The sequence below is a fragment of the Flavobacterium sp. 2755 genome, from assembly GCF_031455715.1.
GTDB lineage: Bacteria > Bacteroidota > Bacteroidia > Flavobacteriales > Flavobacteriaceae > Flavobacterium.
In genome coordinates this window covers 15167-38624 of record NZ_JAVDTG010000017.1, presented here as the reverse complement: position 1 = coordinate 38624, position 23458 = coordinate 15167, and the positions used below count along the sequence as shown (strand labels likewise).

Genomic DNA, 23458 nt, shown 5'->3' with positions numbered 1-23458 from the left:
AAACCATAAGATAACGCGTTTTTTGAATATTCACCGTATTGTCTGAAAGGTTATATATCCACAATTAAGTTCAAAATTTTATTAATTATTTAAACAAACACAAAACAAACAAACACAAACGAACAAAACAAAATCCAAAACCCAAACCAAAAAAAATGCTTATGAAACGAATATTAGCAGTGTTGGCAATCGTATTGTTGGGCAGCTTAAGTGCTGCGGCTCAAAACCGATTAATAACAGGCATAGTAACAGATGCAGAGAACAAAGGAATTGTTGCCGCATCAATCGAGGTTCAAGGAAAACCATTTAGTGCAATTACAGACGCCGAAGGGCGTTTTAGAATGAATGTTCCTGAAGGTAAAGTTACCCTAAACATATCTTCAATAGGATTTGAGTCAAAGTCAGTAGTACTTCAGGAAAATGAAACAAGAGCTGCTGTTACCTTAACAGAAACTACACAAGAACTTAAGGATGTTGTAGTTACTTCTTTTGGAGTAAAAAAACAAAAGAAAAGTCTGGGTTACGCCGTAGGGGAACTTAAAGGCGAAGACCTGACAAAAAATAAAGAAATTAACTTAGGAAATGCTTTGCAAGGTAAAATTGCAGGGGTAAACGTTTCTGCTCCGGTTACAGGACCATCTGGTTCAAGCCGTGTTGTTATTCGTGGAGCAACTTCTGCATCTGGACTTAACCAGCCGTTATATGTTGTAGATGGAATTCCAATTGACAATACGCAGCAAGGAAATGCAGGAATGTGGGGAGGTGCCGACAAGGGTGATGGTATGTCTTCTTTCAATCCAGATGATATTGCTTCGATGTCAGTATTAAAAGGTAGTGCCGCTTCTGCTCTTTATGGATACAGAGGATCAAATGGTGTTATCTTAATCACAACTAAAAAAGGTAAAAACGGAACTGGAATTGGAGTTGATTTCAACACAAACTCAACTTTTAATACACCAGCAAGTCTTTTAAACTGGCAGGATCAATATGGTGCTGGAGCTCCAAATGCAAGCGGCGTTCCAACAAGATTTACAAATCTGCAGGAACTTAGAGATTCATACTATTTTGCTTGGGGAGATAAATACGATGGAACACCTTCTCTAGGTTTAGACGGTGCAACAAGACCATATAAAGCATACGGGAAAGATAATGTTGAAAATTTCTACAGAACCGGGTATTCTTTCAGTAATACTTTAGCACTTTCTGGAGGAAATGAAACAACTAATTTCAGATTATCTTTCGGAAATACTAAAGATGAATCTATCATGCCGGGAACTACTTTTGGTAGAAATAACGTGGCTTTGAGTTTAAATTCATCTCCAAATAAAAGTATCAGTATTGAAAGCAATGCGCAGTATATTTCTGAGAAAAGTCATAACAGACCTTATTTGAATGACTCACCAAGAAATCCATCTTTCCCAACTACTTTCATGACACCAGGTTCTGATATTAGATGGTTAAGCAATCCATATGATGCAAACGGAGGTGAAGAAGATTTCTTAGGAGCTAACGTATACCATACAAACCCTTACTTTGCTACAAAATCACCATTAAACGATGACCTTAGAAAACGTTTTATTGGTTCTGCAAAAGTAACGTACAATATTACAGATAAGATTTATGCAAAAGGTGTACTTGGAATTGATGATATCAACTACGAATATACTGAAATTGAACCAACTGGAATTAACTACAGCCCAGGCGGATCTATCGAAAACAGAATTGAAACTCGTTCTGAGGTAAATGCTTCTGGTTTCTTAGGATACAAAGGTGATATCGTAAAAAATCTTTCATTAGATGCTTTCATTGGTGCAAACCGTCAACACAACAGATACAGCGGTATTAAAATGAAAGGAAACAACTTTATTGTTCCATTCGAATATTTCTACGGAAATACACAGCCGGACAAAACAGAAAAATTATTCTCTGAAAGTGAAGTAAACTCTCTTTTTTACTCTGCTGATCTTGGATACAAAGATTTCTTATATGTAAGTTTAACAGGTCGTGAAGATTGGTTCTCAACTTTAGATCCTAAAAACAACAGTACATTTTATCCTTCTGTAAGTTCAAGTTTTATTTATTCTGAAGTTATAGGCCTTCCTGAATGGATTTCTTACGGTAAATTCAGAGCGGGTTGGGGTAACGTTGGTGGTGCATTGCCAGAAGCTTATGCTTTAGCATTGACTTATACTACGCCAGACGGACAAACAGATTCTTTAGGACAGCCAATTTTAGGAGTTAACGGAGAAACAATTCCAAACAGAACTTTGAAACCTTACAACGTAAGTACAATCGAATTTGGTTTTGAAAACACATTCTTCAATAACAGAGTAAGTACAGATTTGACTTTCTACCACAAGAAAACAACAAATGATATTACAGATGCTGACGTTTCTCAGGCTTCTGGTTACAGAACAACTAAAATCAACGTTGGAGAAATTCTTAACAAAGGGGTGGAGTTTGCTATTAATGTAAAAGCAATTAAAACACCAAGTTTTGCTTGGAGCGTAGGTTATAATTTTGCTTATAATGATAGTGAAGTTATCAGCCTTTCTGATAAAATTACAACAAAATCATTAGAAGGAAACAGAGACGGTAGAGCTAACGTAGTTTTAGAAAAAGGACAGCCTTTTGGAGTTATTAAAGCTTATGATTATTTAAGAGATGCAAGCGGAAACATTGTACTTGATACAAACGGTAAATTCATGAGAGGAGATTTAATCATTGCTGGACAAGGTGTTGCACCAACTTCAATGGGATTATCAAATGATTTCTCTTATAAAAACTTTACACTTTCTGTTTTTGTTGATGCTAAATTTGGTGGAGAAATCTATTCTGCTACAAACCAGTTAGGAGCTCGTTACGGATTATCTGAAATCACACTTCCAGGTCGTGAAGGCGGTGTAGCAGTAAGCGGAAGAGATGTAAACGGAAATCCGGTTAACACAACGGTTTCTGCATACGATTACTGGAGAAGTTATAGTGATGTAACGTCAAACTTTGTATACGATGCTGATTTTGTGAAACTAAGAGCGATTTCTTTTGCTTACAATTTCCCAAAAATGTTTTTACAAAAAACACCATTTCAGTCTGTTAGTTTAGCATTTTCTGCTCATAATTTATGGACAATTTATGACAAAGTACCAAACATTGATCCAGAGTCAAACTATTCTAATAGTAATGCACAAGGTATGGAGAGAGCTTCAATGCCGTTGACAAGAAATTATGGTTTTTCTCTTAATGTCAAATTCTAATACTAATAAAAATGAAAAATAGATATATAAAAATATTTTGTGTCGCAATTGTTAGTGCATTGACATTAGCTTCGTGCGATAAAGGATTCGAAGAAATGAATAAGAATCCAAATGCTTTAACAGATCCGGCTGTAAAATCAATGTTTACACTTGCAGAGATCTATGTTGACGGACAGGATTTTTCTAACACCAGAGGAAATAATTTATACGCTGCACAAATCGTACAGCAGTTTTCTTCACTTGGAGGACCAGGTTCTAAGTACACGTATTCTTCTGAATATTCAGCGGCTCTTTTTGGAGAAACTTATGGAAAAGGATTAAACCAGATTTTCCAGTTATTATCTGTAATAGATAATACTCCTGAAAATTCAAATATGATTCAGGCTTGTAGAATCATGAAAGTTTTCTTGTTCCAAAAATTGACAGATTCGTATGGTGAAGTTCCTTATTTTGAAGCTGGAAAAGGATATAACGGAAACGTTTTTTCTCCAAAATACGATACACAAGAGGCTATCTACAATGATCTTTTAAAAGAATTAGATGAAGCTGGAACTGCTTTGGATGCTGGAAAACCATTTGTAGGCAATGCCGATTTGTATTACCAAAGTGATGTTGCAAGATGGAAAAAACTAGCAAACTCTTTAATGTTGAGAGTTGCAATGCGTTTGTCTAAAGTAAATCCAGCGAAAGCAAAAGAATATGTTGAAAAAGCATACTCAAAAGGAGTTTTTACTTCAAATGATGATAGTTTAGTTTTAAAACATGATGCAGGTCCTGCCGGAGTTAAAACAAACCCAATTACTTCTTCATGGGTTAGAAATGACTTAAACGGTGGAGAATCAAACATCAAATTCAGTAAAACATTTATCGACTTGTTGAAAAACACAAACGATCCGCGTTTAAGAATTTATGCAAAACTTGAAGCTACTGGAGATAACAATCCAGCAAATCAGCAAGGTTTGGCTAATGATGCTAAAGAATTTCCTGGAGGAGACAAAAAACTTTTCTCAGATCCTAATACATCAACAGTATTGCGTTTAGACGCTCCTACATTAATTATGTCTTACGCAGAAGTTCAATTTATTTTGGCGGAAGCTTCAGTAAAAGGATGGAATGTTGGCGGATCTGCACAGACTTATTATGAAAACGGAGTAAGAGCTGCGATGAATATTTTAACGATTTTTGGAGATAAAGTGCCTGCAGTTTCACCAGCAGAATACAACACTTACATCACAACGTATCCTTTTAAAACTGCTGGAACAGATGCACAAAAAATCGAGCAGATTATTACGCAAAAATGGATTGTTTTATTATTCAATGGTTTTGAAGCATTTTCAGAATACAGAAGAACAGGTTACCCAGTTTTAGTTCCGGTTAATGACCCAACAGGAGATACACAGGGAACTATTCCAAGAAGATTAATTTATGATCAGTCAGAGCTTGTTACAAACGCGGCTAATTATAGAGAAGCAATTCAACGTCAAGGTTTAGATTTAATGACCACTAGAATCTGGTGGGATAAATAATTTTTAAATTGGTTGGTTAGTTAAAATAAGTCGGGTACTGAGCATGCCCGGCTTATTTTTAAATCTCTTTATAAATGCGCCAATAACAATAAGTATTAAACGAGTTTGATTTATTGATTTAAATACCTTTTTTTTCGCAGCAAGCAAAGAGTGCTCTGCTGAAAAAGATGGGATTATCTTCAAAAAATAAAAAAATCTCACAACAATACAGATGTTTAAAATTCATTGATAATCAGAATAAAAACAACACATCAAATTAAAAGCATACATAAGGCAGTAGTAAAAGAAAATATTTCTAGTTGTTTTTTTGAGTTAATAACGAAAAATAAATTCTGAGGAGAAGGAATAACTTTAGTACGTTCAATTCCTTCTCTAAGCTGCCAAATGATTAAATTATTATGCCTTTTTTAGTAACTTTAAAAGGTATAAATAGTATTAGAATAAAATGAATTTTCAAACAAAATTTCTTTGGATAATTTTCCTTTGTCTTTCAAATTTTTCATTGGCAGCTTTCGCTCAAAATGTTGATTTGAAGAACAATTGGAGTTATCGGGAAGAAAAAACACAAAAGTGGTTTCCAGCGACAGTTCCCGGAGAAATCCATACCGATTTACTCAACAATAAATTAATTCCGGACCCATTTTACAGGGACAACGAAAAAAAGTTATTGTGGATAGAACGTAAAAACTGGGAATATAAAACCACATTTAAGGCAACAGCAGCAATGCTGAAAAAGAAAAATACAGAATTGGTTTTTGACGGATTAGATACGTATGCATCTGTATATTTAAATAATCAGCTGGTTTTAAAAGCCGATAATATGTTTCGTCAATGGCGTGTTGATGTTAAAAAAGTACTCAAATCTGGCGATAATAATTTAGTAATAGTATTTCGATCGGCACAAAATGTTGTTGATTCGCTTGCTAAAAAAGATCTGCCTTTTAAAATTCCAGACAATCCGCGTGCTTATGTACGCAAAGCGCAGTATCATTTTGGATGGGATTGGGGACCAAAATTTACAACTTGCGGAATTTGGAAAACGCCGAGACTTGAAGCTTATGACGAAAAAACTCCAGAGAAACCATACGTTCTTAATCGTAAAATTGAATTAGTACAAGAACCGGATAGTCTTGGCCGATCTTTTTATTTTAAAATAGATGGAAAGCCGGTTTATATGAAAGGCGCCAATTATATTCCGTCAGATGCATTTCTTTCTCGCGTAACCAAAAAAGAATATGAAAAAGTAATTTTATCTGCCAAAGATGCCAATATGAATATGCTTCGCGTTTGGGGCGGCGGAATTTATGAAGATGATTATTTCTATGATTTATGCGATAAATACGGCATCAATGTCTGGCAGGATTTTATGTTTGCCGGCACAATGGTTCCCGGCGATAAAGCCTTTTTTGATAATGTAAAAGAAGAAGTGCAGTATCAGGTAAAACGTCTGCGTCATCACCCAAGTATCGTTTTGTGGTGCGGCAATAACGAATCTGATGAAGCCTTTAAAAACTGGGGGTGGATGAGAAGCATGAAATTGTCAAAACAAGATTCTACCCGTTTGTGGCACGATTACGTTCGTTTATTTCACGATAGTATTCCAAAATGGGTCAAAGAAGTCGATGATAAACGCCCGTACTTAAGTTCTTCACCTTTACATCATTGGTCAAAACAAAAAAGTATTACCGAAGGTGATAGCCATTATTGGGGCTTATGGTGGGGATTGGAAGATATTGAAGCGACACAGAAAAAAACTGGACGATTTGTGAGCGAATACGGAATGTTGTCTATGCCGAATTATTCTTCTACAGAAAATTTCACTTTGCCGGAAGACCGACATTTATATTCAGATGTAATAAAGGCGCATCAAAAATCAGGCAAAGGATTTATAAAACTGAATTCATATTTGAACCGATATTTTATCGATTCAACCAAAATAAAAAAAATGAATGTGGAAGATTATACGTATCTGACACAATGTTTACAATATTATTCGATAAAAAATATTGTAGGTATTCATCGGTCTAAAGCGCCTTATAATATGGGAACTTTAGTCTGGCAGTTAAACGATTGCTGGCCCGTTGCAAGCTGGAGCATAACGGATTATGATAACCGACAGCCAAGAGCGGCCTGGTATGCCATTCGGGAAGCGTACAGAGATGATAAAACGCCAGAAATCGATCTTACACGCCCAATAGATTTAAAATTAGAAGACCCGAAAATAAGCTGGCAGATAAAAGGAAATAAAGTATTTTTAAAAGCCCAAAAGCAAGCAAAATATGTTTACATTTCCATCAAAGGATATACCGGAAAATGGAGTGATAATTATATAGATTTAGCCGCAGGAGAAGAGAAAATAATTTCATTTGAAGGGAAAATTGTTAATCCGGAGATTAAGGTTTTTTCATTATATGAGGTTTTAGGAAGGTACTAAGAGGCTAAGGTTCTAAGTTGCTAAGAAAGTGACAAAGGGGCAAAGGCTCAAAGTGACAAAGGTTTTCCGTAGAGGTGCAAAGCAGTGCGTCTAACACACAGAAATTAAAAAACATTCGTGTAAATCCGTTTAATCCGTGTCGTCCGTGGGCTAAACCAATATAATAAAAGCGACAAAGGTTTTCCGTAGAGACGCACAGCAGTGCGTCTAACACAAAGAAATTAAAAAACATTTGCGTCAATCTGTTTAATCCGTTTCATCAGTGGGCTAAAACAATACGCAATCAAAAATAAAAATAAATGAGAATAATATTTAGCAGCTTTTTGGCTTTAAACCTATTTTTTGCAAATCCAGTAATATCACAGCATAAAAAGAGAAAACAAACAAAACAACTAAAACAAACGGATATAAATTACACACAATACGTAAATCCGTTGATAGGTTCTGCGGGTCACGGTCACGTATTTGTTGGTGCAAATGTTCCGTTTGGAGCTGTACAGTTAGGGCCAGTAAATGTTTTTGAAGGCTGGGATTGGTGCAGCGGATACAATTATGCCAGTAATACCATTTTAGGATTTACACATACGCACTTAAGCGGAACCGGAATTGGCGATTTGAATGATATTTTGCTTTTGCCGGTTTCAGGAAAAGTGGCACTTACCAAAGGAACAAAAGATGACATGACAACTGGTTATGGCTCTTATTTCTCTCATAATAATGAAGTTGTAAAACCTGGATATTACAGCGTTTTATTAGATAAATACAACATTAAAGCAGAATTAACAGCGAGCGAAAGAGTAGGTTTTCATAAATACACTTTCAACTCAGATGATGATGCTCATGTTTTAGTAGACCTTGCAGACGGAATTGGCTGGGACAGACCCGTAAAAACCTTTATAAGAAAAGTTGATGAAACTAAAATTGAAGGTTATCGTTATTCAGCAGGCTGGGCGGCAGATCAGCGTATTTATTTTTCTATGGAGTTTTCTGAACCAATTGCAAATCTTACTTTATACGACAGTACGGCTGTAGTAAGAGGTCATGGAGGTGAAGGTTTAAAAATGAAAGCAGTATTAGATTTTGCGGCCTTGAAAAACAAACAAGTTCTGGTAAAAGTTGGAATATCTCCGGTAAGTTCAGAGAATGCTGCAGCGAATATTAAAGCCGAAATTCCGAATTGGGATTTTGATAAAACAGCAAAAGAAGCCAATTCAAAATGGAATAAAGAACTTAATAAAATTCAGATAAAAGGAGACGAAAAAACAATGAAAGTTTTCTATACTTCTTTGTATCACACCATGTTTGCACCATCTATTTTCAATGATGCCAACGGAGATTATCTCGGAACAGATAAAAAAGTCTACGAAAAAGCAAATTTTACAAACTACACTACTTTTTCACTTTGGGATACCTATCGAGGTTTACATCCTTTATACACGATTACACAGCCGGAAAAAATTAATGATATTGTTAAATCATTTTTGGCAATTTATCAGCAGCAGGGAAGATTACCGGTTTGGCATTTAATGGGTAATGAAACCAACACAATGAACGGAAATCATTCAATTGCTGTTATTGTCGATGCATACTTAAAAGGATACCGAGATTATGATACCGAATTAGCTTACGAAGCCATCAAAAAAACAGCCATGCAAACCCGCGACGGAATGGATTATGTTCAGAAATTAGAATATATCCCAGCCGATAAAATGCTGGAATCTGTTGGAAATGCGCTTGAATATGCAATCGACGATTATTGCATTGCACAAATGGCAAAAGCTTTAAATAAAACAGAAGATTACGCTTATTTCTCCAAAAGAGCCAATTTATACAAGCTTTATTTTGATAAAGAAACCACTTTTATGAGAGGTAAATTAACCAATGGAAAATGGAGAACGCCATTTAATCCGCTTTCATCTGCACACCGAAAAGATGATTATGTAGAAGGAAATGCGTGGCAGTATACTTGGTTGGTTCCTCAGGATCCTTATGGTTTAATCGATTTGTTTGGTAGCGAAGAAAGCTTTTTAAACAAACTGGATTCTTTATTTTTAATAACAGACAAAGTAGAAGGGGAAGATGTTTCACCAGATATTAGTGGTTTAATAGGGCAATACGCTCATGGAAATGAACCAAATCATCATATTCCGTATTTGTATGCTTTTGCAGGGCAGCCTTGGAAAACGGCAAAATTAATCCGTGAAATTGATGATAAATTTTACTCAACAAAACCAGACGGATTATGTGGTAACGAAGATTTAGGCCAAATGTCGGCTTGGTATGTTTTATCATCAATGGGATTTTATTCTGTAAATCCTGCAAACGGAATTTACGTTTTAGGAAGCCCGTTAGTAAATACAGCAGTTATAAATTATAAAAAAGGAATTTCATTTAAAATAAATGCAATTGATAACAGTGCAGATAATATTTACATTCAAAGAGCAGAGTATAACGGACAACCGTATACAAAATCATATATCACACAAGAAATGATAGCTCAAGGCGGAGAATTGAAATTATATATGGGAAGTAAGCCTTCATTGACATTTGGAGTAAAAAAAGAAAACAGACCTAACTGATTTTAGATTTTAGATTTAAGAGTGTAGATTTTAGATTTTCAGCCTAAAACCTACAGCTTAAAGCATATAGCATAAAAAAACAAAAACTATGAAAATAAAAAGTTTAATTTTTTTTGGATTAATACAGTATTGCATTTCTGTAAATGCACAAATTAAAGAACCCGTAGAATATGTAAACCCGTTAATGGGAACGCAGTCCGTTCATAGTCTTTCAAACGGAAATACCTATCCCGCAATCTGCAGACCTTGGGGAATGAATTTCTGGACACCGCAAACCGGTAAAATGGGCGACGGATGGGCGTATATGTATACAGCAGAAAAAATAAGAGGATTTAAACAAACGCATCAGCCTTCACCGTGGATGAACGATTACGGTCAGTTTTCGATTATGCCCGTTACAGGTAAAGTGGCTTTCGCCGAAGATGAGCGAGCGAGTTGGTTCAGTCATAAAGCAGAAGTATCTAAACCCTATTATTACAGCGTTTATCTGGCTGATTATGATGTAACAACAGAAATTACAACAACAGAACGAGCAGCACATTTTCAAATTACATTTCCGGAAAACGAAAAATCTTCAATTGTAATAGATGCATTCGACAAAGGATCTTATATCAAAATAATTCCATCCGAAAATAAAATTATTGGCTATACAACCCGTAACAGCGGCGGAGTTCCTCAAAACTTCAAAAACTATTTTGTGTTAGTGTTTGACAAACCATTTGCTGCCAGTTCTACATGGATTGACAAAATCCTGACAAAAGATAAATTAGAAGCAGTTGGACTTCATACAGGCGCAATAGTTGAATTTAAAACCAAAAAAGGAGAAAAAGTTAACGTAAAAGCAGCTTCCTCTTTTATAAGTCCGGAACAAGCTGAACTGACTTTAAAGAACGAATTAGGTTCAGCCTCTTTTGAAGAAACTTTAGCACAGTCTAAAAACGAATGGAATAAAGTTTTAGGAAAAATTACGGTTGAAGATACAAACGAAGACCAGTTAAAAACTTTCTATTCTTGTTTATACCGCACTGTTTGTTTTCCGCAAAAACAATATGAAATAAATAAAGATGGCGAAATTGTGCATTACAGCCCATATAATGGAAAAGTTTTACCGGGATATATGTATGCAGGAACAGGCTTTTGGGATACATTTCGTGCCTTATATCCTTTATTAAATTTAGTTTATCCTTCTATAAATAAAGAAATGCAGGAAGGTTTAATAAACGATTATAAAGAAGGTGGATTTTTACCGGAATGGTCGAGTCCTGGCTTTAGAAATGTTATGGTGGGGAATAATTCTGCCTCTGTAGTTTCTGATGCTTATATGAAAGGATTACGCGGTTATGACATCAATACTTTATACGAAGCTTTACAGCACGGAGCCAATAATGAAGGTCCTTTGGAAGCTGTAGGCAGAAAAGGAGTACAATATTACAATACTTTAGGATACGTTCCTTACGATGTTGAGATTAACGAAAATGCAGCGAGAACGCTTGAATATTCTTATGATGATTTTGCAATCTGGAAATTAGCCAAGGCTTTAGATCGTCCGAAAAAAGAAATTAACCTGCTTGAAAAGCGAATGATGAATTATAAAAAGTTATTTAATCCATCAATCGGATTAATGAGTGGACGTAATAAAGACGGAAGTTTTCCACTCAATTTTAATCCGTTTAAGTGGGGAGATGCTTTTACAGAAGGAAACAGCTGGCATTACAGCTGGAGTGTGTTTCATGACATTCAGGGTTTAATTGATTTGATGGGCGGAGAGAAAAAATTTACTGCAAAATTAGATGCTGTATTTACAACTCCTCCGGTTTTTGATGATACTTATTATGGAGCAGTTATTCATGAAATAAGAGAAATGCAAATCATGAATATGGGACAATACGCACACGGAAATCAGCCAATTCAGCATATGATTTATTTATACAATTATGCAGGCGAGCCCTGGAAAACGCAATATTGGTCAAGAGAAGTTATGAATCGTTTGTACAAACCAACTCCAGATGGATATTGCGGAGATGAAGATAACGGACAGACTTCTGCCTGGTATATTTTTTCTGCAATGGGATTTTATCCGGTTTGTCCGGCAACAGAAGAATACGTTTTGGGCGCACCATTATTTAAGAAAACAACTTTACAGCTTGAAAACGGAAAACAGCTTATTATAAACGCTCCAAATAATTCAGATGTAAGCAAGTATGTAAATGAATTGAAATGGGATAATGCAGCTTATACTAAAAACTATATCAATCATTTTGATGTATTAAAAGGCGGAGAATTGAATTTTGATATGACAAGTTCTCCAAATTTAAAAAGAGGTACAACATCAGAGGCGTATCCATATTCTTATTCAACTTCAAAGTAAAATTTATGCAGTCACGTAGAAAATTTATAAAAAATACAGGAATTTTTTCCGCAGGATTATTAGCGCTTCAAACCGATGTTTTTGGACTTAATTCAGATGCATTTCAGTTTCCTTTAAAAGATTTCATTAGCAAAAGACCTCCGCTTGCCGAAAGAAAATTTACAAGTAAAGCAGTCGAAGCGGCAATCGTGAGAATCAAAAAACAAATAGCAAATCCGGAATTGGCATGGTTATTTGAAAACTGTTTTCCAAATACATTAGACACTACAGTCGATTTTGAAATCATTGACGGAAAACCGGATACTTATGTAATTACAGGAGATATTGATGCAATGTGGCTGCGTGACAGTACAGCGCAGATTTGGCCTTATATTCCATTTGTAAAAGAAGATCCAAAACTAGCCGAATTGGTAAAAGGAGTAATCAACCGTCAGGCAAAATGTATTTTGCTTGATCCTTATGCTAATGCTTTTTATAAAGATTTTACCAAAGAAAGCGAATGGAAAAATGACCTGACTAAAATGCAGCCCGGAATTCACGAAAGAAAATGGGAAATTGACAGTTTGTGTTATCCCGTTCGATTAGCGCACGGTTATTGGAAAGAAACCGGAGACATTAGTTTGTTTGATGCAAAATGGAAAGAAGCGATGCTTTTGATTTTGCAGACTTTTAAAGAACAGCAAAGACTGGATGGAAAAGGCGGTCCGTATAGTTTTCAACGTCAAACGGCCTGGGCTACAGACGGAGTTCCGTTAGGCGGTTACGGCTATCCTGTAAAACCTTGTGGATTAATCGTTTCTACTTTTAGACCAAGTGACGACAGTACTTTGTTTGGATATTTAATTCCAAGCAATATGTTCGCAATTGAAATATTAGGTTATTTGATTGAAATTTTCTCTTTACCGGCTTTGAAAGACAATGATTTAGTTGCCAAAGCAACAGAGTTAAGAGATCAGGTTCAAAAAAGTTTAAAAGAAAACGGAATTATTGAACATCCAAAATTCGGAAAAATCATCGCTTTTGAAGTAAACGGATTCGGCAGTTTTCATATGATGGATGATGCTAATGTTCCTTCATTGTTATCACTTCCATATTTAGGTGCGATTGCTCCAAATGATCCTTTATATCTAAATACCCGTAAAGTTGTTCTTTCAGAAAACAACCCGTTTTTCTATAAAGGAAAAGCCGGAGAAGGAATTGGCGGCCCGCATACCGGAGTTGATACAATCTGGCCAATGAGTATTGTTTTGAGAGCGATTACAAGTGTAGACGAAAATGAAATTAAAACTTGTATCAGTAATTTGATTAAAACAAATGCCGATACCGGATTTATGCACGAATCCTTTCATAAAGATGATGTAAACAAATTTACCCGTAAATGGTTTGCATGGGCAAATACACTATTTGGAGAAATGATTGTACATACGAGTATTCATTATCCTCAAATTTTAAAAGATAAAAATATCTAGTACTAAAAAGTTAAACGATTAAAAATGAACACATCATATGCCATTGGGCTAGATATAGGAGGAACACATATTACCGCAGCAGTTATCAATAAAACAGAAATGAAAGTCATGGAACTTTCATTATATAAAGAATCATTCGACTCTAATTTACCTGTAAATCAAGTAATAGCTATTTGGAAAAAAGTCATTAATACAGCAATTGAAAATTCAAAAGTTGAAAATATTACAGGAATTGCTGTTTGCATGCCCGGCCCATTTGATTATGAAAAAGGGATTTGCTGGATAAAAGATCAATCTAAATACGAACATTTTTACGGATTGAATGTTAGAGAATTACTTTTAGAAAGTTTAAAATTTCCAAATGATTTTCCGGTGCTTTTTGAAAATGACGCTGTTTGTTTTGGAAAAGGAGAAGTTTTTAAACAACAGGAAAATCTTTCTAAAAAGGTAATGGCAGTTACTTTAGGTACAGGTTTAGGAGCTTGTTTTATTGATAAAGGAGTTTCAATAAGTACAGGAAACCAAGTGCCAACAGATGGAGAAATTTACAATCTTGTATATAAAGAAGGTATTGCCGAAGATTATGTTTCTGTGAGAGGTCTTTTGTCTCATTATAAAACATTAAGTGGTTTTACGCTTAAGAATGGTTTAGAACTTTATAATTTAGCTAAAAACGGAGATCAGCAAGCTGTAAAAGTATTTGAAACCATGGGTGAAGATTTAGCGGAAGTTGTAATTCCGTGGATAAAGAATTTCTCGGCAGAGCATATTATTATTGGCGGTAAAATTGCCAATGCGAGTGATTTGTTTCTGTCTACATTTAATAAAACTGTAAAAGAATCAGGTTTAGAAACACAGGTTTCTATTTCTACAGATAATGAAATTGCAGCTTTATTAGGAGCAGTAAGTTTTCTTCGCGATTAGACTAAAACAAAACGGATGAGCAATTACTCATCCGTTTTGTTTTATTATTTCTATTTAAATTATTTTAAACCTTCTTTGATTGTCTGAACAAAAGCTTCAACAGGCTGAGCGCCCGAAACGGCATATTTTCTATCAAAAACAAAAAATGGAACTCCCTGCACGCCAATTTCCTGCGCTTCTTTAATATCGCTTTGAACTTCTTTCAAATATAAACTTTCGCTTTCCAGAACTTCCAAAACATCATTTTTACTCAATCCTGCTTTTTCAGCTAATTCAATTAAAGTTGGACCGTCGTTTAAGTCTCTTCCTTCTGTAAAATAAGCTTTAAAGAAGATTTCTTCCATTTCATCGCCTAATTTTTTAGTTTTAGCCAATTGAATAATTCTATGCGATTCTAAAGAATTTGAAATAACCGCTTTATCAAAGTTATAATCTAAGCCTGCACTTTTAGCACGTTCTGCGACACCTTTATGCATTTCTCTTGATTGTTCAACAGACATGCCTTTTCGTTCCGCTAAATACGTATAAACGTCTTTTTCTGGTTGTGGCGTAATAGTTGGATCAAGCTGAAAGCTTTTCCATTCAATTTCAAAATCATTATTTGGAAATTCAGCCAAAGCCGTTTCCAACTGTCTTTTTCCGATATAACAAAACGGACACATGATGTCCGACCAAATTTCTATTTTCATAAGTGCAAAGTTAAAGAAAAATTTGTTTCAGGTTTGAAGTTTCATGTTTCTAAGCTGTGCGCATAATTTTTTTAACGCAAAGCACGCTAAGATTTTTTGATATAGATTGTATTTAGAATTCGCTAAGTTCGCAAAGCTATATCAACACAAAGCTTTGCGAACTTAACGGTTTTATAAACCTAGCTTATTATAAAAAACTATATAAAGTTTGTAGCAGTGTTTGCACTGCAGTTGAGATTGCTTCGTTCCACGCAATGATGCATTTGTCTGCTTTGAAGTTTATTTTTATGATAAAAGAAAAATCCTTTTCATATATAAAAAACAAGTATTTTTAGTACAAAAGTCAATGGAAAACTAATTTGTTGATTTAGATGTAATTATAAAATTTATTATGAAGAAAAACATTATCTATTTTTTATTGATTTTACTTTCAGCCAATTCTAATGCCCAGATTAGAGGTTTTATTGATTTATCGTTTTATCGGCATACTGATTTTCAAGGTTCTAGTTATATTCAGGGCGGGTTAGGTTTAGAAGCTAAAGTATACAAGTTCTTAAAACCTGAGTTTGGGGTAACTTATTATTATGGAACTCTCGAAGATTATAATAAAACAGATGCTGTTGGAAATATCACAAGTGTTGCAAAAGTAAATGCAAAAGCTTTAAATTTTGGATTTACCCCTAAAATATGTCTTTCTTGCGGAGAATATAGTGCTGGGGATGTTCTTCTTCAAATTCTTCCTACTTATAATATATCAAGAATCGAAGCTCAACAGAATTATACCACAATCAATCAAAATAATCCGGCTCTATCAAAAACTAAAAAGGATATTGTTACAGAATGGCAGCAATCTGTAGGTATTGGACTTGGTATAGATATTATTCTTTCAGATAAAAATTATGATTCTTTGGCGATCAATCTATATTACACAGGCGTAAATATGGGAAAAGCTATAGGTGAAGTAGAAATTACCAATACAAGATACGACAGTCGTACTTTAGGATTTGGATTAAACTATTATTTTGGTTTCAAGAAGAAGAAGGATTAAAAGACAGGTAAATTGTTTCAGGTTTAAAGTTTCATGTTTCAGGTTGAAATGCGATTAAAATTTGTACTGATTTTTAACGCAAAGCACGCTAAGATTTTTTTAAGTTAGGTTTTTATAAAACCGCTAAGTTCGCAAAGCTATATCAACACAAAGCTTTGCGAACTTAGCGCATTGTAAATACAATCTATATCAAAAAAAACTTAGCGTGCTTTGCGTTAAATTTCACAACGAACCTGAAACATGAAACCTAAAACTTGAAACAAAAACCATCAAAAATAAAAAACCGCAACTCTTTTAAAGAATTGCGGTTTCTAGGTATAAAAAATGGTTGGTTAATAGCGATATTTTTTTTTACAATGATATGTCTTTAATTTCAAATTAAAAAAAATCCCTGTAACAAAAAGAAGTTTTGATGTTAACTATTTAACATTACCGGCATTACCAACATTGTTACAGTTTCACCTTCTTCTAAACCGTCTGCAGGCGTTAAAATTCCAGCTCTGTTTGGTAATGACATCTCTAACATAATCACATCAGATTGAAGGTTTGTCAGCATTTCGATTAAGAAACGAGAGTTAAAACCAATTTGTAAATCATCACCTTGATAATCACAAGTCAATCTTTCTTCTGCTTTGTTTGAGTAATCGATATCTTCAGCAGAAACATTTAATTCAGCTCCTGCAATTTTTAAACGAATTTGGTGTGTAGTTTTGTTTGAGAAAATCGCAACACGACGAACAGAGCTTAAAAATAAAGAACGATCGATTAATAATTTGTTTGGATTTTCTTTTGGAATTACCGCTTCGTAATTAGGGTATTTTCCGTCGATTAAACGACACATTAAGATATAATTGTCAAATGAGAAAGTCGCATTTGAATCGTTGTATTCAATTTTTACTTCTGCATCAGAACTTCCTAAAATACTTTTTAAGATATTTAAAGGTTTCTTTGGCATAATAAAATCAGCAACCTGAGACGCTTTTACATCTGCACGAGCGTATTTTACTAATTTATGAGCATCAGTAGCAACAAAAGTTAAACCTTCTGGAGAAAACTGAAAAAATACTCCAGACATTACCGGACGTAAATCATCGTTTCCGGCAGCGAAGATCGTTTTACTTACAGCAGTTGCCAAAACATCAGCAGGAACTAAAGTTACAGACGGATCTTCAAGATTTACAGACTTAGGAAATTCTTCACCAGCTGCGTATGCTAATGCATATTTACCTGAGTTAGAACTAATCTCAACTGTATTGTTATCTGCTACAGTAAAAGTTAAAGGCTGCTCTGGAAATGTTTTTAAAATTTCAAGTAAAAGTTTTGCCGGTACAGCAACGCTTCCTTTACTCTTAGAATCGATTGATAATGTAGCCGACATTGTCGTTTCAAGATCTGAAGCCGAAACAGTCAACTCACTATTGTTTAGTTCAAATAAAAAGTTGTCTAAAATAGGCAACGTATTGTTACTGTTAATTACACTACCTAAAACTTGTAATTGTTTTAATAAGTACGAACTCGATACTATAAATTTCATCTCTTTTGTTTTATTTTTTGAGGTAATGCCGAGCATTTAGGCGCTGGGCATACGGATTACAAATATATCGTAAACATTCTTAGTTTCGCAATTTTTTTATTAACATCTATCGACTGTATTTCTTTTTTCGGAGAAAGGTAAATATCAATCCGAAAACCAATAAAATAAGGATTGGAAGCCCGATAGTTATGAATTGCGTTGTCGTATAATTTTCGTAAACTTTTTCTTTATCCAATAATGGCAGTTCAACATCTTTGCTTCTAATGTTAATAAGTCCTGTATCATCAAGAAGATAATTGACACAATTCATCATAAAATCTTTATTATCATAAAGGTTTCCGGTTCTTTGGTCATAGCCCAATTCTACAGGCATCATGTTTTTATCCAGTTGATTTCTGGCAATATCTCCATCAGCAACAACGATCATTTTGGTTGGTTTTCCTTTTGCCTGAAATGAACTTTCTTTAAAAGGTAAAACACGATTCTCAAATGCCGAATGGAAACTTCCTTCTAGTAAAACAGAAAGATTTATATTTCCTTTATTGGCATAATCTGCTGGCGAAGTTTTCTCTGTTACAGTATTCAGATTAATTTCAGATGGAGTTCCAATTGTTTTAGAATATTGAGACGATTGTAATAAAACGGTCTTTTTAATTCCGTTTTTCAAAGTATCAATCGGACTGGCAAAATCAAATTTAATTCCACCTAAATTTTTCACAATTGGATGTTGGCTTGATGGCTGAACCAACGGTGCAAATTTCCAGATAAAATCCTGATATTGTGTTGCGCTTCCTTGTTCTCCAGTTGCCAGTTTTATTGGGCTTCCGTTTTCGTCTTTAACTAAATCAGGATTAATTCTGAACCCGTATTTGAAGAACATATCGTTTAAATTCAAATCTCTCGGATAAGCCAAAGTAGCACCAGCCTGATTGTATAAACTGTCCATATCTGCCGCAACCTGATCAACTAGCCATAAAGTTTTACCGCCGTTCATAATAAACTGATCCAGAACTTGTTTTTCTTCGTCTGAGAATTTTTCAGTTGGTTTTGAGATTATTGCTAAATCATATTTTTCTAAAGCAGCTAACGTTCCGTTTGGATCTTTGGCAACAGAATCTAAAGTAAAAGGTCCGATATAATAACTTTCCTTAATTTGTCTCAATAACTTACCAATATGAATTTCAGACAATTCCCCATTTCCTTTTATAATCGCAACTTTCTTTTGTCTGTCTTTGGTAATTTTATTGATAGCATCAGCAATTGAATATTCTAAATGCTGAATCGATCCAATTACTTTTTGCGTAGTTGAAGCTCCCATAATGTTTTTCAACAAAGGAATATTAACTTCTTTATTATTGTAAACTGCAACAGCCCAAGGAAAAACCATTTCCTGAGATTGTTTTCCTTTATCGTCAACCGTTATGTTTATTGGCGTAAGTCCTTTTTGATAAAGAGATTTTACAACTTCCATATTGTCTTCTCCGTTTTCCATTGGGTTAACGAATTCAAAAACAATATTGCTGTTGTAAGCCTGAAATTCTTCCAGTAATTGTTTAGTTTCCAGTTGTAAACGTCTGAAATCTGCAGGAAGTTCACCCTGCATATAAATCTTAATCGACAGCGGATTTTTAACCTGTTTTACAATTTGTAAAGAAGTTGGTGATAAAGTATATCTTTTGTCTTTCGTTAAATCAAAACGATGAAAGAATAAGCTTCCGAGAACATTTAAAACAATTAAAATAAAAATTGCAATGCCTAATGTCTTTAAATTTAATTTATTAGATGCTTTCATTACGCTTTAAAAGATTTTAATTGATAAACGGTAAAAGATAAAAACAAAACGCTGATGCTTAAAAAGTAAATTACATCGCGTGTATCAATAACGCCTCGGCTCATACTTTTAAAATGATCCTGCATTCCAAATGCCGAAATAATGTTTGATTGTCCCGGAACTAACGATGCCAAGCCTTCAAACCCAAAATAAAATAAAAAGCATAAAAACACGGCAATAATAAAGGCAACGATTTGATTTTCTGATAGAGTAGAAGTGAAAATGCCAATTGCAGAATATGAAGCAATTAAAAACAACAATCCAAAATAAGAACCAATTGTGCTTCCCATATCAATATTTCCTTCTGGTAATCCTAAACTCGAAATTACTTTTACGTAAATGAAAGTTGGAATTATAGCCAAAATAATCAAGAAGAAAGAACCTAAAAATTTTCCATTTACAATTTCCCAAATTGATAATGGTTTGGTTAAAAGTAACTCAAGTGTTCCTTGTTTTTTTTCATCAGAGAAACTTCTCATGGTAACAGCCGGAATCAGGAAAATTAAAATCCACGGTGTTAAAGTGAAAAACGGAGTCAAATCGGCATAACCGGTATTCAATATATTGTAATCTCCTTCAAATACCCATAAAAATAGTCCGTTGCTGATTAAGAAAATCGCAATGACCAAATAGCCAATAGGAGAGCCAAAAAAGGATTTTATTTCTCGTAAAATGATTGATTTCATTCGTGTTTTGTTTTTATTGTTTCAGGTTTCATGTTTCAAGTTGCTTTGCTTTGCGAACTTTGTGTTTTATTAAAACCTTTTTAAATATAATCTTTGCGTTCTTTGCGGTAAAATTTTAGGCTGTTCAATTAACTTGAAACCTGAAACTTTAAACTAAAGAAACCAATTTATCAACGCTCCACGCTTCTGGTTTTGCATTGAATAGTTTTTTTGTAAAATCCCAAACTGTATTAAATAATTCAGATTGTCTGTAGTTTTCTAAATCTTGTTCGGTTTCCCAATAACTATAGGTAAAGAAAATACATTTATCATTTTTATCCTGATACAATTCTAAAAAACGATTTCCGTCTGCATTTCGTATTTTATCTTTCACCGATTCAAAATTCTCCAGAAAATCAGGGATTTTTTCTTCGTGAAAACTCATCTTTACTATTCTTACGAACATGTATTCAATTTTAGATTTTAGATTTTAGATTGTTGATTTTAGATTTGTTCGAAACCTAAAAGTCTTACGGGTGCGCAAAAATACCAAAATTGATTGTTGTTTTTATAAAAATTATAATTGTTGTGTAAAAATAAGTTCTATGTGGCTAGCTAGACTTTATAACTGCCTTTAATTTAAATTTTTTCTGATTTCTTTCATTCATTGCAGTAATGATTTCATCATTAAAAAATTTCTGTAAAAAGTCCCAACTGCTGGCATTAACACCACTGTTTCCATTTTTGTCAAGATTAATAAGGATGTCAAGATTGCCAATGAATTCGAGATTATCACGAAATTTCATAAAATCTTTTCTCCATATGATAAGTGCATATGTGCCTAACAGACATGGTTTTATTTCAGGATGATGTTCCCACATATTGATGAGATCTTGATCTGAATAGTTATAAAGATTGGTTTTGGTCATATTTCCTACTCCAAAAAAATCTAGATTCTTAACTGTTTCTATAGTCGGTTTTTGGATGTCATTATAATCTAAAAGAGAAAAAGTGTAACTATGAGGACTTACAGTTTTATTGGTACTTGTACAGAGAATAATGTTGTATTTATTATCTGTATTTGTAAATGTCAAAAGATTTCCTCGATCTATATCTTTAATTTTTTCCATCTGAAGGCCTTTCTTTAATATGGAATTAATAATTTAAATTTTCTATGAAAATTTGATAGTAATCACATCACGATAATTCAATCCCAATAAACTATTAGCAGAACCCACTTTTGAAGGATTACTTCTAAAAATAGCAATCTCAAGAAAACCGGCTTCATTGAAAATCGCCAGTTTTTCACCTTCATAAGTTTTAATTGGATATTTGTCTGAAGTTGCGATATCAGAATAATTCGGAAGAATCGTTTTAATGCTTTTCGGTTTCATCACAATTTCATACGGACGACCTTTTGCTACCTCTAAAAATTGCTGTTTTGAAATGTTGGTTACGACGTTTCCAAAATGATCGATATAAATAACGTAGCCTTTTAATGAATTTCCATCTGCAGCAAGTACGGCTTGTAATTCGGTCATTTCTTTAACCGTTGGAATTTCTTTACCAATAACATTCAGTAAACCGCCTTTTGCAATATGACATGCCACTTGAATAAAAATATCCAAATCACTGAATTCGATGGGAAAACGATCATGAATATTGATTTCGACAATTTTTTGCGGCACAATCTTCTGCGTAAGCATACTTAAAATTCCGTTATCGGCACAAATAAAGAAATGATCGTTCCATTGCATAGCGATATGCTGGTTCTCTTTATTGCGTTCAATATCGACTCCAATTAAATGCACGGTACCTTTTGGAAAACTTAAATAAGAGGCTCCAATAATGTAACTTGCTTCGGCAGTGTTAAATGGATCAATGTCATGCGAAATATCAATAATTTTTGCCTCTGGAAGTTCAGAAATGATTTTACCCTTCAGCGAACCCACAAAGTGATCTTTTAAGCCGTAATCAGTAGTGAGGGTAATTATTGACATCATTTTGTTTATAACTATTGATAGTATTTAAATCTAATTTTCATTAAATTTGAGAAATGCAAATCTAATAATACTAAATGCAAATTGAAAGTAGAAAAAACAAATTGCACTTAAAGATATGAACATACCCGACAACAATAGATTTTCAAAACAAATTTATTTTTAATTTAAATTTATCTCATTTGAACGAAAGAATTATCGAGCTTATAGACATCGCTCCAAAAGACTTTTGGGGCGCGCAGGATTCTCATCTTGAAATAATTAAAAAGTACTACCCAAAGCTTAAAATCGTAGCGCGAGGGACAACTTTGAAAGCCTTTGGCGAAAAAGATGTTTTAGATGAATTCGAAAAGAGATTTCAGAGGCTTATGCTTCATTTTACCAGATACAACAACATTGATGATAATGTAATTGAACGTGTAATAATGAGTGATGGTCAGGATGAAAAAAAAGCATACGATCATGATAAAATATTAGTTCACGGAGTTGGCGGTAAGATAATTAAAGCCATGACACCCAACCAGCAGCTGTTGGTTGATACCATTAAAAAAAATGATATGGTATTTGCAATTGGACCAGCTGGAACCGGGAAAACTTACACGGGTGTTGCAATGGCTGTTAAAGCACTTAAAGACAAAGAAGTAAAAAGGATCATATTAACGCGTCCGGCGGTAGAAGCAGGAGAAAATCTTGGTTTTTTACCAGGTGATATGAAAGAAAAACTAGATCCTTACATGCAGCCTCTTTATGATGCTTTGAGAGATATGTTACCAAACGAAAAACTCGAAGATTACATTTTGAAAGGAATTATTCAGATTGCGCCTTTGGCATTTATGCGCGGGCGAACACTTGATAACGCCTTTGTAATTCTGGATGAAGCGCAGAATACAACGCACTCACAAATGAAGATGTTTTTGACCCGTATGGGAAAAAACGCCAAGTTTATGATTACGGGAGATCCTGGTCAGGTCGATTTACCACGCAGAACTATTTCGGGTCTTAAAGAAGCTATTTTAGTTCTTAAAGATATAGACGGCATCGGAATTATTTATCTTGATGATAAAGATATCGTACGCCACAGATTAGTGAAAAAGGTAATCGACGCTTATAAGCAAATAGAAAACCACGACTAAGTTT

Annotated in this window: 16 protein-coding genes; 9 read left to right on the top strand and 7 right to left on the bottom strand. The window is 34.2% G+C overall.

What is annotated here, in order from left to right:
• Window positions 1-161: 161 nt before the first annotated feature.
• From J2Y38_RS24465 to J2Y38_RS24435, 7 genes are all read left to right on the top strand, one after another.
• On the top strand, window positions 162-3254 hold the full coding sequence (locus J2Y38_RS24465; protein WP_309847961.1) for a SusC/RagA family TonB-linked outer membrane protein: 3093 nt from the start codon (window positions 162-164) through the stop codon (window positions 3252-3254).
• 11 nt (window positions 3255-3265) lie between these two features.
• Window positions 3266-4780 (top strand): SusD/RagB family nutrient-binding outer membrane lipoprotein, encoded by a 1515-nt coding sequence (locus J2Y38_RS24460; RefSeq protein WP_309847959.1) that lies wholly within the window; start codon window positions 3266-3268, stop codon window positions 4778-4780.
• 445 nt (window positions 4781-5225) lie between these two features.
• Window positions 5226-7214, top strand: coding sequence for a glycosyl hydrolase 2 galactose-binding domain-containing protein (locus tag J2Y38_RS24455; RefSeq protein ID WP_309847956.1), 1989 nt, complete (start codon window positions 5226-5228; stop codon window positions 7212-7214).
• Between the two features lie 299 nt (window positions 7215-7513).
• A complete protein-coding gene (locus J2Y38_RS24450) occupies window positions 7514-9793 on the top strand; it encodes a GH92 family glycosyl hydrolase (RefSeq protein WP_309847954.1) in 2280 nt (759 codons plus the stop codon).
• 88 nt (window positions 9794-9881) lie between these two features.
• The gene (locus J2Y38_RS24445) at window positions 9882-12161 is read left to right on the top strand and encodes a GH92 family glycosyl hydrolase (protein ID WP_309847951.1); all 2280 of its coding nucleotides are present in this window, start codon (window positions 9882-9884) and stop codon (window positions 12159-12161) included.
• Between the two features lie 5 nt (window positions 12162-12166).
• On the top strand, window positions 12167-13630 hold the full coding sequence (locus J2Y38_RS24440; protein ID WP_309847948.1) for a glycoside hydrolase family 125 protein: 1464 nt from the start codon (window positions 12167-12169) through the stop codon (window positions 13628-13630).
• A gap of 24 nt (window positions 13631-13654) precedes the next feature.
• Complete coding sequence (locus tag J2Y38_RS24435) at window positions 13655-14554, top strand: ROK family protein (RefSeq protein WP_309847945.1); 900 nt, start codon at window positions 13655-13657, stop codon at window positions 14552-14554.
• A 59-nt stretch (window positions 14555-14613) separates the two neighbouring features.
• Here the strand turns inward: J2Y38_RS24435 and J2Y38_RS24430 are convergent, their stop codons facing one another.
• Window positions 14614-15243: a DsbA family oxidoreductase gene (locus J2Y38_RS24430; RefSeq protein ID WP_309847943.1), complete on the bottom strand. Its 630-nt coding sequence runs from the start codon at window positions 15241-15243 to the stop codon at window positions 14614-14616.
• A gap of 391 nt (window positions 15244-15634) precedes the next feature.
• Here J2Y38_RS24430 and J2Y38_RS24425 point away from each other — a divergent pair, with 391 nt between their 5' ends.
• Window positions 15635-16291, top strand: coding sequence for a hypothetical protein (locus J2Y38_RS24425; RefSeq protein WP_309847941.1), 657 nt, complete (start codon window positions 15635-15637; stop codon window positions 16289-16291).
• Window positions 16292-16706: 415 nt separating this feature from the next.
• On the opposite strand, the gene dnaN is transcribed toward J2Y38_RS24425, so the two are convergent.
• The 6 genes from dnaN to J2Y38_RS24395 form a co-directional block, all read right to left on the bottom strand.
• Window positions 16707-17825, bottom strand: a complete 1119-nt coding sequence (dnaN, locus tag J2Y38_RS24420) for a DNA polymerase III subunit beta (RefSeq protein ID WP_053472764.1) — start codon at window positions 17823-17825, stop codon at window positions 16707-16709.
• A 106-nt stretch (window positions 17826-17931) separates the two neighbouring features.
• The gene (gene gldG, locus J2Y38_RS24415; protein ID WP_309847938.1) at window positions 17932-19617 is read right to left on the bottom strand and encodes a gliding motility-associated ABC transporter substrate-binding protein GldG; all 1686 of its coding nucleotides are present in this window, start codon (window positions 19615-19617) and stop codon (window positions 17932-17934) included.
• Window positions 19617-20342, bottom strand: a complete 726-nt coding sequence (gene gldF, locus J2Y38_RS24410; RefSeq protein WP_309847935.1) for a gliding motility-associated ABC transporter permease subunit GldF — start codon at window positions 20340-20342, stop codon at window positions 19617-19619. Before gldF ends, gldG begins: the two co-directional genes overlap by 1 nt.
• 148 nt (window positions 20343-20490) lie before the next feature.
• Window positions 20491-20787, bottom strand: coding sequence for an antibiotic biosynthesis monooxygenase family protein (locus tag J2Y38_RS24405; RefSeq protein ID WP_309847932.1), 297 nt, complete (start codon window positions 20785-20787; stop codon window positions 20491-20493).
• A gap of 145 nt (window positions 20788-20932) precedes the next feature.
• Entirely contained in the window at window positions 20933-21451 is a 519-nt protein-coding gene (locus J2Y38_RS24400) for a hypothetical protein (RefSeq protein WP_309847929.1), read from the bottom strand.
• 42 nt (window positions 21452-21493) lie between these two features.
• Window positions 21494-22321, bottom strand: a complete 828-nt coding sequence (locus tag J2Y38_RS24395; protein ID WP_309847985.1) for an SAM-dependent chlorinase/fluorinase — start codon at window positions 22319-22321, stop codon at window positions 21494-21496.
• A gap of 182 nt (window positions 22322-22503) precedes the next feature.
• On the opposite strand from J2Y38_RS24395, the gene J2Y38_RS24390 reads away from it, so the two are divergent.
• The gene (locus J2Y38_RS24390) at window positions 22504-23454 is read left to right on the top strand and encodes a PhoH family protein (RefSeq protein WP_073487920.1); all 951 of its coding nucleotides are present in this window, start codon (window positions 22504-22506) and stop codon (window positions 23452-23454) included.
• The last annotated feature ends 4 nt before the right edge of the window (window positions 23455-23458 follow it).

What these genes read in the sequence shown, in the direction of transcription:
- J2Y38_RS24435 (WP_309847945.1), top strand. Translation starts at nt 13,655, where the DNA reads ATGAACACATCATATGCCATTGGGCTAGATATAGGAGGAACACATATT.
- J2Y38_RS24400 (WP_309847929.1), bottom strand. Translation starts at nt 21,451, where the DNA reads ATGGAAAAAATTAAAGATATAGATCGAGGAAATCTTTTGACATTTACA.
- gldG (WP_309847938.1), bottom strand. Translation starts at nt 19,617, where the DNA reads ATGAAAGCATCTAATAAATTAAATTTAAAGACATTAGGCATTGCAATT.
- dnaN (WP_053472764.1), bottom strand. Translation starts at nt 17,825, where the DNA reads ATGAAATTTATAGTATCGAGTTCGTACTTATTAAAACAATTACAAGTT.
- J2Y38_RS24440 (WP_309847948.1), top strand. Translation starts at nt 12,167, where the DNA reads ATGCAGTCACGTAGAAAATTTATAAAAAATACAGGAATTTTTTCCGCA.
- J2Y38_RS24460 (WP_309847959.1), top strand. Translation starts at nt 3,266, where the DNA reads ATGAAAAATAGATATATAAAAATATTTTGTGTCGCAATTGTTAGTGCA.
- J2Y38_RS24450 (WP_309847954.1), top strand. Translation starts at nt 7,514, where the DNA reads ATGAGAATAATATTTAGCAGCTTTTTGGCTTTAAACCTATTTTTTGCA.
- J2Y38_RS24405 (WP_309847932.1), bottom strand. Translation starts at nt 20,787, where the DNA reads ATGTTCGTAAGAATAGTAAAGATGAGTTTTCACGAAGAAAAAATCCCT.
- J2Y38_RS24455 (WP_309847956.1), top strand. Translation starts at nt 5,226, where the DNA reads ATGAATTTTCAAACAAAATTTCTTTGGATAATTTTCCTTTGTCTTTCA.
- J2Y38_RS24395 (WP_309847985.1), bottom strand. Translation starts at nt 22,321, where the DNA reads ATGTCAATAATTACCCTCACTACTGATTACGGCTTAAAAGATCACTTT.
- gldF (WP_309847935.1), bottom strand. Translation starts at nt 20,342, where the DNA reads ATGAAATCAATCATTTTACGAGAAATAAAATCCTTTTTTGGCTCTCCT.
- J2Y38_RS24425 (WP_309847941.1), top strand. Translation starts at nt 15,635, where the DNA reads ATGAAGAAAAACATTATCTATTTTTTATTGATTTTACTTTCAGCCAAT.
- J2Y38_RS24465 (WP_309847961.1), top strand. Translation starts at nt 162, where the DNA reads ATGAAACGAATATTAGCAGTGTTGGCAATCGTATTGTTGGGCAGCTTA.
- J2Y38_RS24445 (WP_309847951.1), top strand. Translation starts at nt 9,882, where the DNA reads ATGAAAATAAAAAGTTTAATTTTTTTTGGATTAATACAGTATTGCATT.
- J2Y38_RS24430 (WP_309847943.1), bottom strand. Translation starts at nt 15,243, where the DNA reads ATGAAAATAGAAATTTGGTCGGACATCATGTGTCCGTTTTGTTATATC.